General features: G+C 49.7%; 17 protein-coding genes. 12 read left to right on the top strand and 5 right to left on the bottom strand.

The genetic code is table 11. From position 1 onward, the window contains the following. Positions 1-90: 90 nt before the first annotated feature. Together JW881_07420 and JW881_07415 are read right to left on the bottom strand one after the other, a co-directional pair. Positions 91-1563, bottom strand: coding sequence for a hypothetical protein (locus JW881_07420; GenBank protein MBN1697327.1), 1473 nt, complete (start codon positions 1561-1563; stop codon positions 91-93). After that, positions 1560-3053: a trypsin-like peptidase domain-containing protein gene (locus tag JW881_07415; protein ID MBN1697326.1), complete on the bottom strand. Its 1494-nt coding sequence runs from the start codon at positions 3051-3053 to the stop codon at positions 1560-1562. The genes JW881_07420 and JW881_07415 overlap by 4 nt, the downstream gene beginning before the upstream one ends. A gap of 176 nt (positions 3054-3229) precedes the next feature. Between JW881_07415 and JW881_07410 the strand changes: the two genes are divergently transcribed. The 4 genes from JW881_07410 to rsmI are packed head-to-tail and all read left to right on the top strand — an operon-like array spanning position 3230 to position 5697. Beyond that, complete coding sequence (locus tag JW881_07410) at positions 3230-3589, top strand: 6-carboxytetrahydropterin synthase (GenBank protein ID MBN1697325.1); 360 nt, start codon at positions 3230-3232, stop codon at positions 3587-3589. After that, positions 3589-4248 carry a radical SAM protein gene (locus JW881_07405; GenBank protein ID MBN1697324.1) on the top strand — a complete coding sequence of 220 codons (660 nt, stop codon included), beginning with the start codon at positions 3589-3591 and terminating at the stop codon, positions 4246-4248. The genes JW881_07410 and JW881_07405 overlap by 1 nt, the downstream gene beginning before the upstream one ends. 4 nt (positions 4249-4252) lie before the next feature. After that, positions 4253-4960 carry a 7-cyano-7-deazaguanine synthase QueC gene (queC, locus tag JW881_07400; protein ID MBN1697323.1) on the top strand — a complete coding sequence of 236 codons (708 nt, stop codon included), beginning with the start codon at positions 4253-4255 and terminating at the stop codon, positions 4958-4960. Next, positions 4957-5697: a 16S rRNA (cytidine(1402)-2'-O)-methyltransferase gene (gene rsmI, locus JW881_07395; GenBank protein MBN1697322.1), complete on the top strand. Its 741-nt coding sequence runs from the start codon at positions 4957-4959 to the stop codon at positions 5695-5697. The genes queC and rsmI overlap by 4 nt, the downstream gene beginning before the upstream one ends. Positions 5698-5717: 20 nt before the next feature. Here the strand turns inward: rsmI and JW881_07390 are convergent, their stop codons facing one another. Both JW881_07390 and amrB read right to left on the bottom strand, forming a co-directional pair. Next, positions 5718-7019: a hypothetical protein gene (locus JW881_07390; protein ID MBN1697321.1), complete on the bottom strand. Its 1302-nt coding sequence runs from the start codon at positions 7017-7019 to the stop codon at positions 5718-5720. 19 nt (positions 7020-7038) lie between these two features. Beyond that, on the bottom strand, positions 7039-7866 hold the full coding sequence (amrB, locus tag JW881_07385) for an AmmeMemoRadiSam system protein B (GenBank protein MBN1697320.1): 828 nt from the start codon (positions 7864-7866) through the stop codon (positions 7039-7041). A gap of 271 nt (positions 7867-8137) precedes the next feature. On the opposite strand from amrB, the gene JW881_07380 reads away from it, so the two are divergent. From JW881_07380 to JW881_07355, 6 genes are all read left to right on the top strand, one after another. After that, entirely contained in the window at positions 8138-9439 is a 1302-nt protein-coding gene (locus JW881_07380) for a diguanylate cyclase (GenBank protein ID MBN1697319.1), read from the top strand. Between the two features lie 456 nt (positions 9440-9895). After that, a complete protein-coding gene (locus JW881_07375; protein ID MBN1697318.1) occupies positions 9896-10819 on the top strand; it encodes an ATP-binding cassette domain-containing protein in 924 nt (307 codons plus the stop codon). A 4-nt stretch (positions 10820-10823) separates the two neighbouring features. Continuing rightward, on the top strand, positions 10824-11561 hold the full coding sequence (locus JW881_07370; GenBank protein MBN1697317.1) for an ABC transporter permease subunit: 738 nt from the start codon (positions 10824-10826) through the stop codon (positions 11559-11561). 13 nt (positions 11562-11574) lie between these two features. After that, positions 11575-13788, top strand: a complete 2214-nt coding sequence (locus JW881_07365) for a Gldg family protein (GenBank protein ID MBN1697316.1) — start codon at positions 11575-11577, stop codon at positions 13786-13788. A gap of 45 nt (positions 13789-13833) precedes the next feature. Then, a complete protein-coding gene (locus JW881_07360) occupies positions 13834-14796 on the top strand; it encodes a DUF4340 domain-containing protein (GenBank protein ID MBN1697315.1) in 963 nt (320 codons plus the stop codon). A gap of 181 nt (positions 14797-14977) precedes the next feature. Next, positions 14978-15154 carry a hypothetical protein gene (locus tag JW881_07355; GenBank protein ID MBN1697314.1) on the top strand — a complete coding sequence of 59 codons (177 nt, stop codon included), beginning with the start codon at positions 14978-14980 and terminating at the stop codon, positions 15152-15154. Between the two features lie 115 nt (positions 15155-15269). Here the strand turns inward: JW881_07355 and JW881_07350 are convergent, their stop codons facing one another. Continuing rightward, on the bottom strand, positions 15270-17171 hold the full coding sequence (locus tag JW881_07350; GenBank protein ID MBN1697313.1) for a glycoside hydrolase family 9 protein: 1902 nt from the start codon (positions 17169-17171) through the stop codon (positions 15270-15272). 587 nt (positions 17172-17758) lie between these two features. Between JW881_07350 and JW881_07345 the strand changes: the two genes are divergently transcribed. Further along, positions 17759-18460 carry a hypothetical protein gene (locus JW881_07345; GenBank protein ID MBN1697312.1) on the top strand — a complete coding sequence of 234 codons (702 nt, stop codon included), beginning with the start codon at positions 17759-17761 and terminating at the stop codon, positions 18458-18460. Positions 18461-18691: 231 nt separating this feature from the next. Further along, complete coding sequence (locus JW881_07340) at positions 18692-20014, top strand: CotH kinase family protein (protein ID MBN1697311.1); 1323 nt, start codon at positions 18692-18694, stop codon at positions 20012-20014. The last annotated feature ends 706 nt before the right edge of the window (positions 20015-20720 follow it).

The raw sequence follows: 20720 nt of genomic DNA, 5'->3' as shown, positions 1-20720 counted from the left end.
AAAACCCGTATTCACCCCTATGCAGTGTACTAAACCGACCACAAAATATCAAGCACTTTTCGATTTCTTTTCGTATCAAGGGAATCCCCGTCAATCAAGGTTATGCCGTACCGGAATTCCGTATTGCCTTAATATTGTTTCGGTCGATTCAAAACACGTTTTCTTTCCGATAACGACGGTTTCGTTTCCCTGAAACCCAAATACGATGAACTCCTCACGGCAGGATTCCAGCAATGCCAGGACATGCTGCAGATCGCGGATTTCCGTGTCATTGATGCTTTCGAGAATAAGGTTGGCTTTTTCATGATATCCCGAATTCGATTCGGAAGGCAACACCCTGTTGAGTATGACGATACGCCGCCGTGTTTCGGATGGTCGGCCCCAGGCGGCATTCGTCAGGTGCACGAGTCGTTTATCCGCCTGTTTCTCCCAATCGCCGCCCCATATACGCAGGTAACCCCTGCTCAACTCCTGAAAAACGAACCCCCCGGCGATATAGAATCGCGGCCCCTCGTCCTGGTAAAGAGAGGGAACAAGAAGGGAATCCTCCGTTTCCGGGACGAGTTCAAAACGGATCGTCATTCTCTTTCTCTTTCTTACGATTTCCATTTCGATCTCATCTCCGGTAAAATGACTGAAAACGACCCATTTAAAATTGAGTTTTCCGTAAAGCGGGAAGGTACAGAACCCGGTGTCATCGATGGTAAAGCCGTCGATTGATACAATGACGTCTCCCGGTATGATGATCCCGCGACCGCTCGAAACCGGGGCAACGTCCGTGATATACACACCCTCTTCGTCATCGCGCAACCCGAGATAACGTTTCAGGTTTTCATCCCCGTCCATTCCATGATATTGTATCAGAAAAAAAGCTTGGCCCTCATATTTCCCGTCGCGATAATCCTCGAGCATCCATTTGAGGGTTTCCGAAGAAATTACCTTGATGATCTTCCTGTCGCGGTCAAACCACGCATTCAGTCCCGTGAGGATATTCTCCTGAAAGACCGGTTCTCCATCCCCGCCCGCATCGAGACCGGTGATCATCTGGTGGATAAGTGCTCCCCCCACTCCTTCATATGACTGAATGGAATGCTCATATACTTCTGTCTGATATTGTTTGAACCGTCCGGAAGCATCCCATCGTACGACAACCCCTTTTGAAAGACGGACCGGTTCCTCAGAAAACCCGGCCGGCGCGAGGTCGTCGAAAAAATGCTGGTTTTCGGCGGTCAAAAAAGCGAGCCCCGTCTTGTAATCCTTGAGTACGACCTCTGCGGGGTACCGGCGCTTTCTTCCGAACTTCATGACTTCGATATAAACATGGTTTTCAAGCGGGAGGGAAAGGGTGACGATAAGACCGGGGTTTTTCCGAATCACACATCCGTGCAGTGTCTGGACTGAATGCCGCTTCCGCTGCCATGGCGAGAAATAATCGAACTCCTGGACGGTAACCCGGACCTGCACGACACTCTCCTCATAGGAAAATCCGTAAAGTCCGGCGGTGCCGGCCGAAACCGCGAAAAAGACGATTAATAAAGCCGATAATTGACGTAATGCTTTCATCGCCGTCCGTATCCCGAATACTCATCGAGCCGTCTGTCCGAGGGAATCCCGTATTTTTGCATGATGCGTTCGTTCGCATTTTTCATGAGCGCGGCCGCAAGGACAAGGGGCGGCCTGTCATTGTCGAGAACGATCACGTGATAATCGCCTTCCGGGCGTGTAAAGGCATCGATGACATCCTCGAGACACCCGATCGCCCTCCCGTTAATCGTATCGACAACGGCGAGTGATACGGATGAAATGTAGGTGTTCGCTTCGTCGGGGAGTATCTGGTTGATGATGACAAACTCCTTTCGTTCCGGCTTCAAATCATCGATGTCATGATACATATAGTAGTAGAGGAAAAGGGGATCGGCATTGTACCACCAGTCCTTCCAGCTTTTCAGAAACTCAAGCGATAATACCTGAAAAACGATACCGCCGAAAATGTAATATTTCGGAAGCGTTTCATATTCGTTATACCAGACGATTCTTCCCGTTTCAATGTCGAGGGGAAAGGAGAGAGTCATCTCCTTTTTATCGCGCAAAAGATTCATCGTGACCGTATCACCCGGCTGTCTTTTCGATATGAGAAATGAAAACGGAATCCTCCCGCCCTCGAAAGCGATACTCCCGTCATTGGCGATATCGGTTCCATCGATGGCGAGAATGACATCGCCGGCTTCGAGCCATGTATCAGCGGACATATCCCGCAGGACCTTGTTCACGACGATACCGCTCATCCGGTCATCCATCCCCAGATACCGCCGGTAATCAGGGTTCAAGAGTTCGTCCCAATATATCCCCAGGCCGGGAAATCCGTCACAGGTTCCGTCCTCGATATCCTCGAGAAAGTGTCTGATAACGGGAACCGGGATCATGTACCCGACGTTTTCGGCGGATTGAATCGTCTGGAAAGCGATTCCCGCTATTTTCCCGTTCCTGATGACCGGTCCGCCGCTGTTTCCTGGATTGAGTGCCGCATCCGTCTGCATCTTCAGGAGAGCTGATTGCATGCTGTGCACATAATGACCCACCTCGAGCCGGGAGATGACCCCTTCGGTAATGGAAATTCTGTCTCCGCCGTTCGGATACCCGAAGGTCGCAACCGTGCTTTTAAGCCCCGGAATATCGCCCGAAAGCTCGAGTGATGTTGTCCCTGAAAAAAAACGCCCGGCGATCTTCCCGTCCACTTCAAGGAGGGCGAGATCGCACTGGTGGCTGATATACCTGACGAAAGCCCTGTATTTTCCCGGATCGTTTTCTTTTTCCACTTCGATAAATGTCGCGTCGGAAACGACGTGGGCATTGGTAAGGATCAAGTTTCCCCTGATAATCGCACCGGAGCCGGTCGTGATTTCATGTTCGTTCATTTTCCAGGGGATGTAGGCGACGGGCCGTATCGAGGTTGTCGTTATTTTTATCGTCGCTTTTCTGATCTCACTCACCGGTGTATCGCTTACTACCGATAAATGGACGCACGAGGAGAAAGGAATCAGGATCGTTAACAATAGAAGGATTCCGTATACGGGTGTCCCTTCCGTCCGAAAAACCGGATACCGGGCCATTTCGGTATAAGCTTAAATGCAATGGTTCAAATAGTCAAGCCGAGAAGAGACAGGAGGCGCGAAGAGCCTGTTTACAGAACAGCGTCAATATTGTATATTTCCTGCAACAAGAGAAAACAATGATCATCACATTATACACGGAAGAATTTTTCGACGCCTCCCATATCCTGGAAAATTATGAAGGTAAATGCGCGCGCCTTCACGGTCACGCGTGGAAAGTCGGCGTATGGGTAAAAGGCGAAGAGGAAGAAAAATCATCCTCGGGCATACTCTGGGATTTCCATAATCTGAAGAATATCGTCGCGTTCCTCGATCATTCCCATCTGAACGATAAACTCGGGTGTAATCCCACGGTGGAAAATATTACCGGGTATATCTACCATACGATTAAAAAGGAATCCCCGCATCTTTCCGTCAAGGTGCGCGTATATGAGAACGCACTCTCAAAAGAATCGTATTGTGAAACCGGTGACTTCTGATGGTACTTTCCCTTTCCGAAAAAATCATCACGCTGGGCGGAGAAGCGCCGATCGGCGGTGAACCGGTCTACCTGATCCGCTTTTCAGGCTGCAATCTGTCATGCACCTACTGCGATACCCCCGAACGGGACGCGGTGAGTTTATCGTACACGGAAAACGATCTACGGGATGATATCGAGCGGACGACGGCCGGGTACCCGGCCCTCCGGGTACTGTTTACCGGGGGGGAACCTCTTCTCGATGAACGGCAGAGGGCCCTTCTCGAGATCGTCGCACGTCTTCCATCGATCCGTTTTTATATCGAAACAAACGGATCGATCGGTATCACCGGCACATCACTTCCCAACTGCCATTATATCTGCGATATCAAAACCCCTTCATCCGGCAGCGGCGGATCTTTTTTCCCGCCCAACCTCGAAAAATTAAGACCGGAGGAGGACTGTATCAAATTCGTTGCGGACGAAGGCGACCTTCCCTGGATCAAGGAGAGACTTGCCGAAATCGAACGGATCAATCCGGCTCTGCCCGTCTATCTGTCGCCCGTATGGGGGAAGACAACACCGGCCGTTCTCGCCGGGTTCATCCTCGAAAACAAACTCCGCGCTTCCCTCTCGCTTCAGGTCCATAAAATCATCTGGGAAAATTTCAGGGGGAGGTAGACCGATGGAAACTTCATATCGAAACGAGGACGCCCTTGTTCTTCTGAGCGGGGGACAGGATTCAACGACCAGCCTTTTCTGGGCGAAAAAAAATTTTCGTTCGGTTTCGTGTCTTTCCTTTTATTACGCACAGAAACACTCGGCAGAGATCGATTGTGCGAAAAAAATTTGTTCCTCGCTTTCCCTGGATCTGAAAATAGCAGATATTTCTTTTATCGCGGACTATGTGGTATCGGGGCTTCTCGACACCGGCCGGAGGATCGGCGACGATGCCCATCCCTTTGCCGATAACGTCCCTTCCAGCTTCGTCCCCTATAGAAATCTCTTCTTCCTTGTTCTTGCGAGTGCCTGGGCGAGTACGCTCGGCGTGCGCCATATCGTGATCGGTGTCTGCGAAACCGATTATTCGGGCTATGCCGATTGCAGGGACATCTTCATTAAATCGGCACAGACGACGTTGAACCTTGCGACCGACTTCAAAGACCGTAATGTCGTCATCCATACCCCCCTCATGTGGCTGACAAAGGCAGAAACCTTCAGACTCGCGGAAGAACTCGGCTGTCTCGACCTCGTTATCACTGAAACCCTCACCTGCTACAACAGCGAAACGGCGATGCATCCCTATGGGAGGGGGTGCGGAACATGTCCCGCCTGCCGTCTCAGAAAAAAGGGATTCGAGCAATATGTCGAAAAATACGGGGGGAAAAAATGACACAGGGCATTCTTTACCTCGTCGCGACGCCGATCGGCAACCTCGAAGACATCACCTTTCGGGCACTCAGGGTACTCGGTGAAGCCGATGTACTCGCGTGCGAAGATACGCGCCACACGCAAAAATTGTTTCAACGCCATGGTATTGCAAGAAACGGTCCGCTTGTTCCATACCACGAACACAACGAACTGCGGGCGGCGGGCGTCCTTCTCGGCCACCTTGAAAAGGGAAAGACTGTCGCTTTGGTAAGCAATGCGGGCTCGCCGGGTATCAGTGACCCCGGTTACCGGATCATTACCGCGGCCATTTCCGGGGGGCACCGTGTGGAAGCCGTTCCGGGACCGAACGCGCCGGTGACCGCACTTCTCGTCTCCGGTCTTCCATCCTCGAGCTACACATTCAAGGGGTTTCCCCCAAAAAAAAAGGGGCCCAGAAAACGCTTTCTCGAAATGGAGAAACAACTCCCCCATACCCTCATCTTTTTCGAATCGCCGTACCGGATCGCTTCATTTCTCCATGACGCCTATGAGGTCTACGGAAACAGGATGGCGTCGGTCTGTATCGAGTTGACGAAAAAGTTCGAACGCGTTCACCGCGGATACCTCGGGGAGCTTCGGGAGGAGTTCAGCGGTAAAAAGACAAAAGGGGAGATCACCGTCGTGATCGCGGGAAACAACCCCAAGTTCACGGGGAACGCTGAAAGCGACGCGGTTTATCCGGCCGATACCGCGCTTTGAACGCCGCAGCGAGCTGCCTGTCAGCCCCTGATCCGTACCACGGTGACGGACCACGGTTGTAAAGGAAGGCGGAGGGTTTCCCCCGTCTTCAGTTTCATCCGGTTTATTTCCCTGTCGAGGCGAGTTTCCTCAACCAGTTCCCATGCCTCCGCCTTTTTAACCGCGGGGAAATTATCCAGGGAAAGTTCGACATTCCTGATCCCTTCCCTGCCTGTGTGAACGAGAAAGACCGATATATCGCCGTCATCGTCTTTTGTCGCCCAGACATGCAGATCCCGATCCGGTTGTGACGATGCGACGATCTCTTTGCCCCAATGGTCCGAAAAAAGGACAAAAAGGTAATACAGAAGCCTCGGTTTGTTCAGCTGGTTGAAGATCGCATGCCCCCCGTACCGGTTCAGACAGAAATAATGCGCGTAATCGAGACCCTCTTCCGCGAACACGGCAAGCGCCTGCGCCGTCCAGAGGACGGCCGTCATATCGGTGAGATGGCGAAACCTCGGCGTGTCCCAATGAAGGGCCCATTCGGTAATGGCGGTTTTGATGGGCCGGTCGTATCCTTTGGGATTGAACTCGGGATCCGTCAACCATCCCTTATACCGCCGTATGGTGTTTTCGGACTGGAGCGAGGTCCCGACGGCGGCAAGATCATCCCATTTGCCGTCCGTCGGATACCAGTGCCATGCGAGAACATCGACGATATCACCGCATTCATGAATAAATGTTCGGATCCATGTGTCGACCGGCTGGCTGACCGCCGGCCCCGCGAGTTTTATATCGGGATCGGCCTCTTTCATCATTGCCGCGTATTCCCTGAAAACCTTGCAGTACTTCTCCGGGGTCCAGGACGGGTCGCTTTTTTCCCCGGTATAGAGATTCGCCTCGTTGCCGACTGTCCAGACGTCGACGCGGATCCCCAGTTTTTTCACCAGTCGCACCGTTTCCGCCGCTTTTTCCGGCGTCCCGCCGTAAAGCCGAACCTGCATAAAGGTGAACGGAGTTTCGAGATATTCCTGCTGCTGCCTGAAATATGTCAATGACGCTTCATCAGGGTCATACTCGTCACCGAATTCCCCGGCCGGATAGGTAATCGTGCGAATGCCGAGTGTATCGATGAGATCCCTGATCGTATAGACCTGCATCGCGTTATTGAAATTGAAGCCGTTTAAAAGATACGGAGAAACCCGCGCGATAACATCTCCGGCGTCGATCCGCACGGCCGTGAAAGGACCTGTGGGTACCGTCACCCCTTCATTCGTCATGCAGGAGCACAACAAAGTCAGAACGGCCGCGCAGACAAACAGCGGTCCCGTCCTTTCCATCGGTGTTATTAATCCTGATTTATTCAAAGACAATGCCCCCGTATCCGACAAAGGAATCGGACGGATAGATATCCCGGCTCGTCATATAGCGGAGAAGCCTGCCCTTCTTGCATCCTTTTTCCCTCGCAAAGCTTACGGCGGCGACCGCGCCCCCCACCGAACACGCGGAGCGGTCTTCACGGGCGGCACCGATTGCCGCTTTCGCGTCCATCGCGATAAAAGCATCGAGAATCTTTTTATCGTTTACCTCCGTCACCCACTCGAAGGCCTCTTTTCCGCTTCCTTTGGGGAGGAACCCATAGTTGAATCCGTAGTGGGTAAGATCGGTCGATCCGATTACCACAACACGGCGGCCGATAATTTGTGCGGCCTTATCGATGACCTCTCCGAGTTCTTCCGCGATGTGTGACGGGGCCGCGCGCATCCAGACGGCCCTGCTTTGGGGTAAAAGATACTTTATAAAGGGAAGCTGCACTTCGACCGTATTGTCGGGAACGGCGTCTTCCTTGACGAAAATACGCCGCTTTATTTCGAGAAGTAATTCGATGTCGGCTTCGAGAATTCCGAACGGGGTTTCAAATCCCTGCTCCGATGCGGCGAGGATATTCTTTCCCGGGGGGAGGTGGCCGCCCACGATAACAATCGTATCGGCATCCGGGTCCAGACATCGGATGACCTCACAGGCGATCGAGCCGGAAAAATCCCATCCGGCATGCGGCGTGATTCCCGCCAAGGCCTTTATCTCCGGATGGGGACGGGCATGGATATACTCATCGATAACCGCTTTCGTTTTTTCAGCTGTTGCGGGATACCATCCCGCGGGCAGGGTTCGTTGTCTCACGTTCATATATCGTCCCTCTCTTTTCAACAAGCGGGATAAAATGAAAGGAGGTTACCTGTCATTTATCGGTCGTATCAATTATAATCCTTTCAGTATATACTGACAATAGAATTCAGGAAATTATCGCCATATTTCAAAAAACAGCGCCGTTCCGGCATTCCGACCCCTGCGACACGCAATACCGCACCGCAACGGGAAGGCACGTTGAGAGTAAAAATAAAATTCTTTTTCCTTCAAAGAAACAGCCGAAAATATAAGGGGAGACGTATCGTTACCAATGAAAAAAGCTGTCGCCATCACCTATGCAACATTCAGTTTCATCGCATTTACCGCCGTCATTTTTGTGACCGGCTTTCTGCTTTATGAACAATACGATAAAAACAGGATCGAGTTTTTAAACCGGTTCGAAGGGATACGGGAGAAAGCCCTCGCGTGGTATACAGCCGACCCGTCTTTTGAATCCGAATCATTTTCCGGCGGGACGGCTTCATTTTTACGGGCGGAAGAAAGGCTTTTTATCGTTTCCCTCTACTCCCCGAGACAGGGCCTCCTCTATTCGATAGAGAAAACGGGAAAAAACTCACCGTCATTTCTGAAAAGCCGGATTATTCCGGATACAGGAAGTCTGGACCCCGCGTGGAAAGGAGAACCCGAGTACAAGCGACTCCCGATCCATTTCCAGCGGATGAAACTGAAATTCAGTCTCGAACCCGAACTTTTCCTCGAGGCGGTTTATACACCGCTCACGAAAACGGAAATCTCGCTTGTAATCAAATGGGGACTCTTTGGACTTATCGTCTGGTTGATGCTTTCAATAATTATACGTCTTTTCATATCCGGCGGCACACGGAACGACACCCCCGTCCGCCCCGCCGGTACGTTTACCGGCGAACCCCTTCCGGACGGCTTTTTCGGGGAAGAACCGTACGAAATCCAAACTGAAGAGATCACCGAACCTCCCCTGCCCGCACACCGGCAAAGCGAACAAAAAGAGTTTACCGGCGCCGGAAGCCGGGCCCCCGAACATGAAACCTATGAGGCTGTCCGGCACAAAGGCGCCAGAGACCTTTTTTCACCGGCGACGAGCCTGGGCTGGGAGGATCATTTGAGCCAGCGGCTGCAGTTTGAAATCAACAGGACCGCCTCATCCAATCAGGATCTTGTTATGGTTTTAATCGGCATCGACAATTACACTAACCTCCTGCGGGGCGAATCGATTTACAGAAATATCGCACGGTGTATTCTGGATAATTTCCCGTTTCAGGATCTTGCCTTTGAATACGGTGAAGCCAGGTTTGCGATCATTCTCCCCGATATGGAACTTCATAACGGGATAAAAGAAATGGAATTGTTCCAGAAAAAGATCAACCAGTCGATGTTCGAGGACCAGCATGTAACGGTCTCGATAGGGCTTGCTTCGAGAAACGGAAGACTCCTGAGCGGAACGATTCTGATCAATGAGGCGGTAAAAGCTTTGGAAAAAGCCATTGAGGCGGGACGAAACAAAATCATCGCGTTCAAATCCGATCCGGAAAAATACCGTAAAGTCCTTTCGGCGAAAATGGACAGAAAAAAATAACGGCGATACTTTCCTTATAACAGGTGAAGCTCCCCGATCAGTCATTTTGTTTTCATGGATGGTAACGTCATATATGACGGGCGGCGGGGTTGTTTGAACATTAAAATTATAAGAATGGTAACGTTGTTTATTGACATTTTCCGAAGTTAGTTTATATAATGCTGTAACCTTTAATACAAAAGGAAGTTTTAAGTCATTGAGGTTTGTTCATAACCTCGGGCCAAGATAAAGAAAGAAAAGCGACCCTGTATAAGATTCTTTGCATCGTTGAGGAATATTGTACGGCGTAATTCGGATTATAAGTGCGAACAAACACCCGGATGGGATCGTATGTCCTTTTGCCGTTAGCGGACGGGCGGGGGACAGGGTGTCTTATACGGATATTGTTTCAATCGATTCCGGCATCACGCATTCGGCTGTGTGCCTGGAAAACACCTTAACTAACAGGAGAGTAGTATGATACGTATCGAAAATTTGACCAAGTACTATAACACTACCTGTGCTGTTGAGAATGTCAGCCTCGAAATAAACAAGGGTGATATTGTCGGGCTGCTCGGTCCCAACGGCGCGGGGAAAACGACCACGTTAAGGATACTGACCTGCTATCTGAAGCCGACCAGCGGAAATATCTCCGTCAAGGACTTCAACATTCACGATCATCAGCTCGAGATTAAAAAACTCATGGGATATCTTCCCGAAAGCGCCCCCCTTTACAAGCAGATGCTCGTGTTCGATTATCTTACGTATATCGCGGATATCTGGGAGATCGACAAGGACAAGCAGGAAAAGCGTATTCACGAACTCGCCGACCTCTGCGGCTTGAATGAAGTGATGCATAAAAGCATCGACGAGTTATCAAAAGGATATAAACAGCGGGTCGGACTGGCGCATGCGATGATGAGCGACCCGGAAATACTCGTGCTCGACGAGCCGACATCGGGTCTCGATCCGAACCAGCGTATCGAGGTTCGGGACATCATAAAAGAAATCGGAAAATATAAAACCATCATCGTCTCGACCCACATTCTTCCGGAAGTCGAGTCGACCTGTAACAGGGTGGTGATCATCGATAAAGGAACGATCAGGGCGGACGACCGGACTGAAAATCTTAAGAAAACAAACAATATCAATATCAGCCTCAAAAACGCCCGTATCGACGATGTCAAATCGGCCCTGGCATCGATCAACGGCGTCGAACAGATCCGGAAATCGGGGGGCGATGCCGATATCATGGACGTTGAAATCGAATGCAATACAAAGGATGATATCCGGCCCGCGATCTACCAGGCAATAAAAAGCAGGGACTGGATTCTCGTTGAATTGAAGCAGGTGAGTACATCTCTTGAAACCATATTCAGAAAAATCACGAGGGAGGTATAAACAGATGACAGTAAAGGTTTTGACACTCAAAGGATTGTTTCAAATATATAAAAAGGAAATAAAAACCTATTTTATCTCGCCGATCGCGTATGTGGTCATTTCGCTTTTTCTTCTCGTATCGGCGTTTTTCTTCTTTTTCTGGGGAACCTTCTTCCTGCGGAACCAGGCATCGATGCGAATGTTTTTTTCGCTGCTTCCCGTCTTTTCCTGTTTTGTCGTTCCGGCAATCACCATGAGTCTTTTTTCGGAGGAAATCAACCTCGGTTCCTATGAACTCCTCCTCACCATGCCGGTGACCTTTCTCGATATCATCTTTGCGAAATTTCTGGCGGCCCTCACTTTGACCGCGATCTGTTATCTGCCGACCGTCTCGTACGCCGTTTTTATTTCGTTCATGGGAAACCTCGACTGGGGTCCGGTCGCGGGCGGTTATTTCGGGGGTCTATTGATGGGCGCGGGATTCTGTGCGGTCGGCCTCATGGCTTCCTCGCTGACGAGAAAACAGATCATCGCGTACCTGATCGGGTGGGCGATTTGTTTCGCGCTCTGGTTGTTGGACCGTATAGTCGTCTATGTCCCCCTTCCGCAATTCATGCTCGGGTTTCTCCAATTTCTCGGCGCCGACTATCACTTCCAGAATATCGCGAAAGGAATTATCGATACAAGGGATATCCTCTATTTTGTATCGCTCTGCTTTTTCAGCCTCTACGGCACGAAACTGATAATGGAAGAACAGAAATAAAGGAGGCAGACAAATGGACGAAAAGAAAAAAACAGGTATGAAACCCAGGAATTACAACAAATACATCATCTTTGGTATGCTCGCCGTGATCGTCGTCATCATCAACATCATCGGTATACAGCTCTTTCTCCGCGTCGACCTCACCGATACCGGAATGTATTCCCTTTCGGCGGCGAGTAAGGAGGCGGTCGCCACGCTTCAGGAGCCGTTGACGGTGAAGGTGTTCTTCTCCGACGATCTTCCCGCGGAATATATCGATCTTCGCCAGTATGTGGAGGACCTGCTCGAGGAGTATTCGGTGAACGGCAACAGGTATTTCAATTACAGCTTCTACGATGTCGGCGGTGAAAGCGACATCAGTGAAGAACAGGAGAACAACCAGTCCCTCGCGAACGACTACGGAATCTATCCGATACAGATCGAGATATACAAGAATGACGCGTTCAGTTTCAAAAAGGCGTATATGGGAATGGTTCTGATTCACGGTGATATTATCGAGACCATCAACAGGATCACCGCCAAGGAAAAACTCGAATACAACATCACGACGACCATCCGGAAAATGAACAATAAAATATCGGCCCTGCTCGCGCTTTCGGACAATATCGACGTGAAACTGTTTCTCTCATCCGACCTCTATCAAATGGGGGAAGCGCTCGAGGAAATCCCCGGAAAACTCGAAGAGATTATGAAAAAACTCAACAAGGAAAACTACGGCAAACTCGATTATACCTATATCGACACCTCAAAAAATCCGGAACTCGCGAGTGAGGCGGAAAAGTACAATCTTCTCAGTTTCGTCAAAAACGATCCGGACAATCCCGATCGGACGATCAACCTCTACGCCGGGATCGTCATCGAATACGGCGATAAAACCGATTACATCAATATCCTCGAGAAGGTGAACACCCTCCTCGGTTCGTTTTATAATATCGTGGAAACGGAAACCCTCGATATCGTCATCAACGACGCGATCAACAACCTGATCGACATCAATGAACGGATCGGGTATTTAAAGGATCACGGGACGGCAAAGCTCGACTGGCAGGATTTCGAACGCCAGGCGTATATGCAGATGCACCCGAATGAAAATATCGCGCAGGTATCCGCCGAAGAGTTCGAAAAAATCATCTCCGAGCATTATACCATCGACCAGATAAGCCTTATCGAGAACCGCATCCCCGCGGGTATCGAATGCCTCATTATCGCCGGGCCGAAGGAATCGTTCTCGGAATGGGAGCTTTTCCAGATCGATCAGTTCCTTATGCAGGGCAAATCTCTTGCCATTTTCCTTGACGGCCTCGAGGAAGTAAATCCCGAAACAAACCAGCAGCTTTACGGTTATCAGTTGCCGAAAGAATATCCGCCGGTCAAAACCGGTATCGAGAAGCTCTTGGAGCATTACGGGGTGACCGTAAAGTCATCCTATATTTTCGACAAAAAATGCTACAAGCAGCACCATCGCGTGTACGGGGACTTCGATATCTATTTTATTCCTGAAATTCAGAACGAGTTTGTCAATGAAGACCTGAAATACATGAAAAACGTAAAAGGCTTTTACATGATTCAGCCTTCACCGATAAAGCTTAACGAAGACAAACTCAAAGAGAACAACATCTCATCTGATATCCTCTTTTCCTCGTCGAACGAGTCATGGGAGAGCTCCGAAAACATCAATCTCGACGATCCCAACGCGATGTATATGCCCGATACGGGTCTGAAAAGCTATCCCCTCGCCGTTATGCTTGAAGGAGAGTTCCCCAGTTTCTTTGAAAACAGGGCCGTTCCGGAACCGCCCAAAAAAGAAACGGAAGAGGGCTCCGAAGACGAAGAGCGGGGTCTTTCGGCGGAAGATCTCACCCTCGAAAGGAACGTGATAAAAAAAGCCGTCAGACCGGGGAAATTGTTTGTCGTCGGGACCTCACAAATCGTCAGGGATATAATTCTCACCATCCCGCAAAACGGACCGCCCGAAACACCCAACAGGGTGCTGATCAGCAATATTTTGGACTACCTGAACAACCGGGCGGACTACGCGGTGATGAGGAGTAAACTACAGGTCATCAATCCGCTGGACGCAACAAAAACGACACCGCTCGCAAAAGACGTTACACGCTATTTCAACCTGATCGGTCTACCCCTTATTGTTGCCGTATGCGGACTTTTCGTGCTTCTGACAAGAGGAACACGAAGAAGAAAGATTCAGGTAAAGTTCTTGAAAAAATAAGGGTATATTACGCCTGCAATACTCAAAGAAGCAGAGGAGAGAATTATGGCTATAAGAAAAGAATATATCGTACTTGGAATAATCATTCTGGCCCTGATCGGGGTCCTTATCATGGTCAATATTTCACCGGGCAACATCTATTCGCTTCCCGGGCTTTCTAAAATCTCGCGGGATGATGTCGATAAAATCGTTTTCGAGATCCCGGAACGCACGGTGACGCTGGTAAAGAATTCGGCCAACAAGTGGGAAATACTTCCCGGCAATTTCCCGGCCGATGAACAATCGGTCGATACCATGCTGGATCACCTTGTCGATACCAAACTCGAAGCGCTTATTTCGGAAAAAGAAGTATTTGCCCGTTACGATCTCGATGAAGCAAACAGGATCGTCGCCAAAGCATATATCGGTGAAAAACTCGTCCGGCAAATCAATATAGGAAAAACATCGAACAACTTTTCTCAAACCTATATCACCCTGACGGACGATCCTTCCGAACAAGGAGATACGAAGATATACAGCGCCAACGGGAACATGAGAACCGTTTTCGAAAAAGACATGAACGACCTGAGAAACAAGAAAATCTGTTCTTTCGATACATCCGAAATAAAGGAGCTGATTCTGGAGTTCGAAGGCCAGACCATGGTTATCACAAAGCAGGAAAAACAGCCGGATGTCACCGAAGAAGGAGAACAGGCGCCGCCCCCTGAGGAAGTCTGGACGGCAAACACGAAGGAAAAACCGATTCCGCAGAACACGATCAACGATATTCTCAACACAATGTCCGATCTTTCCTGCGAAGCGTTTATCGACGACAAAGAGAAATCGGACATGACCGGGCAGTTCAAATATAAAATTACGGCACGGGGGACGAAAGATTACGTTCTCACCATATGGGATCAAACGGACGACAACAAGTATCCGGCGATCTCTTCGGAAAACGACTATCCTTTCCTCCTTATCGGCTGGAGGGCTCAGCGGATGATGAAAACCTTCGACGATGTCGAATAAGGAAGAAATAAAAGCCCGCCGCCGTCGCGGCGGGCTTTTATACGGCCCGGTTCCGTATCATAACCATGCAGAGTTATGACGTGGGTACCCCCGGCATTGTTGATATTATACCTTGATAAAAAACCGGAAGCGGTGTATTTTATATTATAAATGTCATTATTCACGACGAAAATAGGAGTATATGGATACCATCAAGCAGGATCTTATCAGCCGGGCACTGAATACTCATAAAAAAATCTTTCCATGCAACGGAAAAGACAAACTCGAAGAATGTTTTACCATCGAAGGCAGAAAACTCATTTTCTGGTTCAACACGGAAGACCGGAACACCCACACCATTTCCGTGCGGATCAATTGATGCGCAGCGGGAATCCCCTCCCCCTTAATGCCTGAAATATAACCGATTCGGTTGTACAGCTTCTATCGAAAAAAAATATCGACGGACTCCCTCATAAAACCCGTTCAGGGCCGGATTACGGGGTGTCGGAGGCAAACTTCGATAACAGCTTTACGTAGGCCGCCTGGTAATAAATACCCGGTTCGGTAACTTCCCAGGAGTTTTCCGGATAACTGGTGTTCCAGTCCCTGTAGGCTTTCTGAACCGGCTGATTCAAAGGAGGCTCGAGTGCGGGCCCGATATAGGAGGCATCGGGGGCATAGTATTTGTTGACACCCCCGGGCACGTAACCCGGAGGAGGGCCGTACGGGCTGGTTTTCGCGTTATCATAGGCTGTTCCGTCGTGAAACCATGAATGGTAAATTTCATCGGCGCAATTGTCCCCCCCGAAATCATACATGTTTGTCAGCATAGCCATATTAATCGCATTGACACCATGCATGTAATGGAGGTAATCTTCGGCCCCCTTACGGTAATCGGTCTCATTCGTACTGTCAATGCCGTAGGTTACCATATTGTATAATATCAGTCCCGTATGGCATTTTTCCCGGTTGCTTCCCCAGCCATAGTCGCCGTCATTCAGATACGCCCGGTACGCATCCGTATTACCAGTGACGGCCGGAAGGAATTCATCGCTTCCTGTTATTTCATTAATACAGGTAGTATTGATATTGCTCTTGACCGACGGACTGGCCCCGGCAAGACTCGCGTAATACAGCAATGCGTCTTCATGTACTGAATCATAGGCGTTCCACCAGTAATTGAAAGGGTACGGGACATATGTCGTATAATTATTTTCGATGAATGTCTTGTATTTTTCCTCGCCGGTTGCGGCGTAGAGGTACACGGCCGCAGTAACGTACATCGCCTTCTGTTCCGCTTCGCTTCTTTCCGGATTGGCGCTTGAAAACCCGGCATTATCATACGAAGAAAAGGGATAACCGTTCGTTTCGAGTGATGTCCAGGCGTTTTCAGCTCGAGCCAACAGATCGCCGGCATACGCGCCCATCCCCGCGATGTCTTTGAAGATCAGATACGCGTGCGCCAGCATGCCTGAAAAAGCGTTCGTGGATGAAGCCCCGGAAGGTCCGTATCTCCTCGCGACCGTATCGGCGCCGGGGGGACTTTTGGCCTCGTATCCTTCCCCGGATACTTTCATAAGGACGGAATCGTCTGATTCCTGCATTTTGACGAGCCAGTCCAGTTCCCATTTGATCTCGTCGAGGATGTCCGGGATGCCGTTATCGCTTTCCGGAATAGCGTAATCGTCTTTAAACACCGACGGATTTTCCCGGTATGCCGATAACAGGTCATGCACGGCCGCAAAGGTGAAATTGACATACTTATTATAATCCCCCGCGTCATACCAACCGCCGGAAAGGTCTTTCTCGAGGGATTCGTTACCCGTGTCGGTAACCAGCCTGCACTGGGTGTCCTGAAGGGAGCCCACATGACTGGCACCGTCCGGCCAGTCCCCCGCGAAAAATGCGCTTTTTTCAAAACCGCACCGCTGGTAAAAGAATGCCCTCATCGCGTGTTTCAGGACGTCGTTGTATACGTCATCGCCGATATCGAACTCGTAGGAACTTTCGTCGTTCGCGGGGTCATGAATATAATAGGTCCCCGGTGTCGAAACCGATGAAAATTCGAACCACCACACCTTGTCCCCCGACTGGGTGTGGATATTGCCGTCGTCGAAGACCGTTATCGAGGATGAGTATTCGACCTCTCCGGTCGCCGCATGACGGACTTCGAATGTCGTGCCGGGATAATAGGTATCCGGCCCGTTAAACCCTGTTTGGGGGCATACGATAACGGCGATTTTTTGGGCCTCCGTCCGGTAGCCGAACTGATCGATTCTGATGTGCTGATTCGCCTCGAGACCCGGATCCGGATCGGGGGGGTCTTTCGGAAGGCTGCATGTTATCAGTATCGATAAAAGAAAAATTAAAAGGTTTACGACATGTTTTTTTGCCATAATTATCTCCATGTGAGTTTATTGGGATTTCTTCTCCATTATTAATAATACTGCGAAAATATGATAATTCAAATTGAGACGGACAAAAACTGCCTCCTGATCCGGCAAACTGGACTTTTTTCCTCGATATATCGATCACCAACATGAATCAGGAGAATTTACAGGTGGGTTAAGCCCGAATTGCGCTGGATATGTATTCGCGTTCCGGATCGCACAATTCACTTTTATAGGCCGGATTTTGTCGCATTTTTTGTCGCATTACAATGCCGACTAAAAACGGGAAAAAAGATGTATGGTTACAGCAGATAACATTCTTGAAGAAAGGAGGTTTACACGGACTTCTTTAAAAAAATATAAAGGTTTTTTGATCGAGTCCGGCAGTTGTGTGTGAAACCGAATGCCGCGGTCTTCTCGACACCAGGTTTTGACGCTTTTCTCTTTGATGTAGAGTGATTTTTATTCATTAAAGCAATAATCGTTGAAGCATACAATCGCTTTAAACCGATATCGGTTTATGAGAATACCGCGAAAATACGTTTTATCAGATGCCTTTGCATTGATAAAGTAAATAATTTAAGGAGGATCAAATGAAAAATCTGTTATTAATGGCTGTGTGTTTGGGACTTTTAGCGTTCGGCTGCGCTATCGAGTCCGACAACGGGGCGGGTGCGGAAGACGCAGAACCGGCCCTCATCAATCATCTCAATCTCGGCGATGAGGGTTCTGTCGATTTTTACGAACCGGTACCCGGAGAAATTCTGGTACTTGGGATATTCAACTCCGGCGATATTGTCGACGAAATCGAAGGAAAATCCCCGCCCGAGATATATGAATATCTCACAGGGGAAACGGCCCCGGAGGTTATTCAATCCGCTTACGAGGCATCCCTTGATGCCGCCTGCCGGGAAACGGCAGAATCCGGTGACGATGAAAATATCCAGCTTCCAGATATGGCCGGAACCAGAATGCCGCCCGAGGAGTTCAGGGACCGTTATTGCCGGCCGGCAGGGATATACGACTATACCTACTGCCTACTCAGCCGGACGAATAATTACAGTATTATCAGAACCGCGTCTCTGATGGTCAACAGGGTGCACGCGTACAGAGGAAATTTCAATTTTGCCCACAGGTACCTCGACGGTGATTCTTACAGAACCGTCTGTAACGTATTAATGCCCGAAGGCCGCACCCTGTTCGTCTATAGTCAGGGAATCAGAACCAGGCGCATGGCCCAGATTTACAATGCCACGGGCGACTACTGGCATCTGTCAGTCTATGGCAATAATTAACATCGTTTGGAAAGACGAATGTAAAAGGTTTTTTCACAATCCCGGCCTCATGACGGGCCGGGATTGTATCTGCATTTCGAGATCCTCAGGATCGTCATCGATATGGCGATCCTCAAAAAACGAAAACCCTTAACAATACAAGATGCATAATGGGAAACATAAAGAACCGGGGCGTTGATTCTAATAAAGCGTTTTGCTATCATTATTCATAAAAGCTTATGGAGGCAGCCGGTGAAAATTTGCCGCGGACTCGTATATATTATTCTGGCCGCACTTTTGGGGTGCGCCGGCGACAAGCATCTGGTCACATCCGATAGCGGAATAAACCCGCCGAAATACGGCACCGCCGATGAGGGGGTGTTCCCGCGTGATCGCGTTCTCGACATCCGGATATCGATGAGCGTGGGGGCATGGAAACGGATGCTGGCCACCGCGACCCGGGAAGTATGGTCGACGGCGGATGTGACGATCGACGGGCGGCGCCTGGGCATGGTGGGTTTCCGTCCCAAGGGCGAATACTCCCTTGACACATGCATCGACGCATACGGGAGGCTGCTGTGCAAAAAACTGTCGTTCAAACTCAAATTCCACGCCGTCGATCCCGGCCTGCGCTTTTACGGACTCAAGCGGCTGGTCCTCAATAAAATCGAAAACGGCGCCGAGGTGTTCTTCGAGACACTCGGATACCGCATTTTCAATGACTTCGGCATCATCGCGCCCCGCACCGGCTACGCGACCCTCACCATCAACGGTAAACCGCAGGGCCTTTACACGGTCGTCGAAGTCGTCGACGGGCGTTTCACGAAAGACCGCTTCGAAGACGGCGACGGTAATCTCTACAAGGAAGTATGGCCGAACCGGACCGAAGCGTCCTACTTCGCATACGGCCTCGAAAACAACGAAGAGACCGCCACGCACGATGCGTTCATCGCCTTCGCAACGGATATGCTCGCTACCGGCGACGAAACGCTGCCCGAGACATTAGCCCGGTACATGGACATCGAGAAAGTCCTCGACTATATGGCGGTCGATTACGGAATCGCGAACTGGGACGGAATTACCACGTTCTATGCCGGCGAATGGGGATGCTCGAACCACAACTACTACATGTATCAGGATGAGAATACAGCCCGTTTCACCCTCATTCCCTGGGATCTTAATGCGGTCTTCTTTCTTGAGCATTGGCTCGGCGATATCCGGCCATGGGACACCCTGAACGTCGACTGCGGCCGTCTCATTCCGGTCGAAAACATTCCCGACCTCTACACACGGCCGTCCTGCTGCGATCCGGTAATCCGCGCGATCGCCCTGTCCAAAGACCGGTACAGGGCTTCGTTGCGGCGGCTGCTCGAGGAAGTGTTCGTCCCCGACAGGCTCAACGTGCTGATCGACGCCTTATTTTCGCAGATAAAGCCGGCGCTTAAAAAAGATCCTTTCCTGCGCGTCAATGATGTCGCCGGCGCGGCATGGTGGCTCAAAGGAAACCTGAAAATTTTGCGCAAACGCCTCCAAGCGGCGGCCTCGAGCGGTGAGACCGGAGGCGGTTCTCCCTGAGGGCGGGCGCGGTAATAATTCGTACAGGGGGAGACGTGAGAGGGAATACTCTTTTAAAAATATTAAAGAGATGTCAGCCGGTTCTTGAAATCCTTTACACTCAGGATTTCAATCCCTTCGAACGGATTCAATATCAACAGATCATTGTCACCGGAAACAAGCACATCCGTCTTTCCTTTTACATTACTGTCGATGACTGATCATATTTTCATTCAAATATTACTTTTATACTCGATAGATGTTTTTTCCTTCCCGGTATAAATATATCATAATATATAATAAAATACTTGCTTTCTATTGGTATTCGATAGATGAAAAAACTAAATTCTTTAAATTCAATAATATACCAATAATTATCTTCTTTTTCTACTAAAAGAGAATAAATATATGCTTGGTTTTTTTTATTTTTATTTTAGAATACGTAAAATTCACGGACCTCTCTCTTCTCTTTTCCGGGGGTACTCCTCTCCTCTTCTCCTCCTCTGTGCCCTCTGTGCCCTCTGTGCCCTCCGCGCGCTCCGTGTGAAACACTCTTCATTTCCATAAAATTTCACACAGAGCCCTCAAAGCACACAGAGAAGAATGAAATTCTCTTGCCTCCTCTTCCTCTGTGTCCTTGGTGCCCTCTGTGTGAAACACTCTTCTCCTCCTCTGTGTCCTCCGTGCCCTCCGTGTGAAACACTCTTCATTCCTTAAAATTTCACAC

This window comes from Spirochaetales bacterium (assembly GCA_016930085.1).
GTDB lineage: Bacteria > Spirochaetota > Spirochaetia > SZUA-6 > JAFGRV01 > JAFGHO01.
Note: the sequence above shows the minus strand (reverse complement) of the source record. Positions and strands in the feature narration are given on the sequence as shown.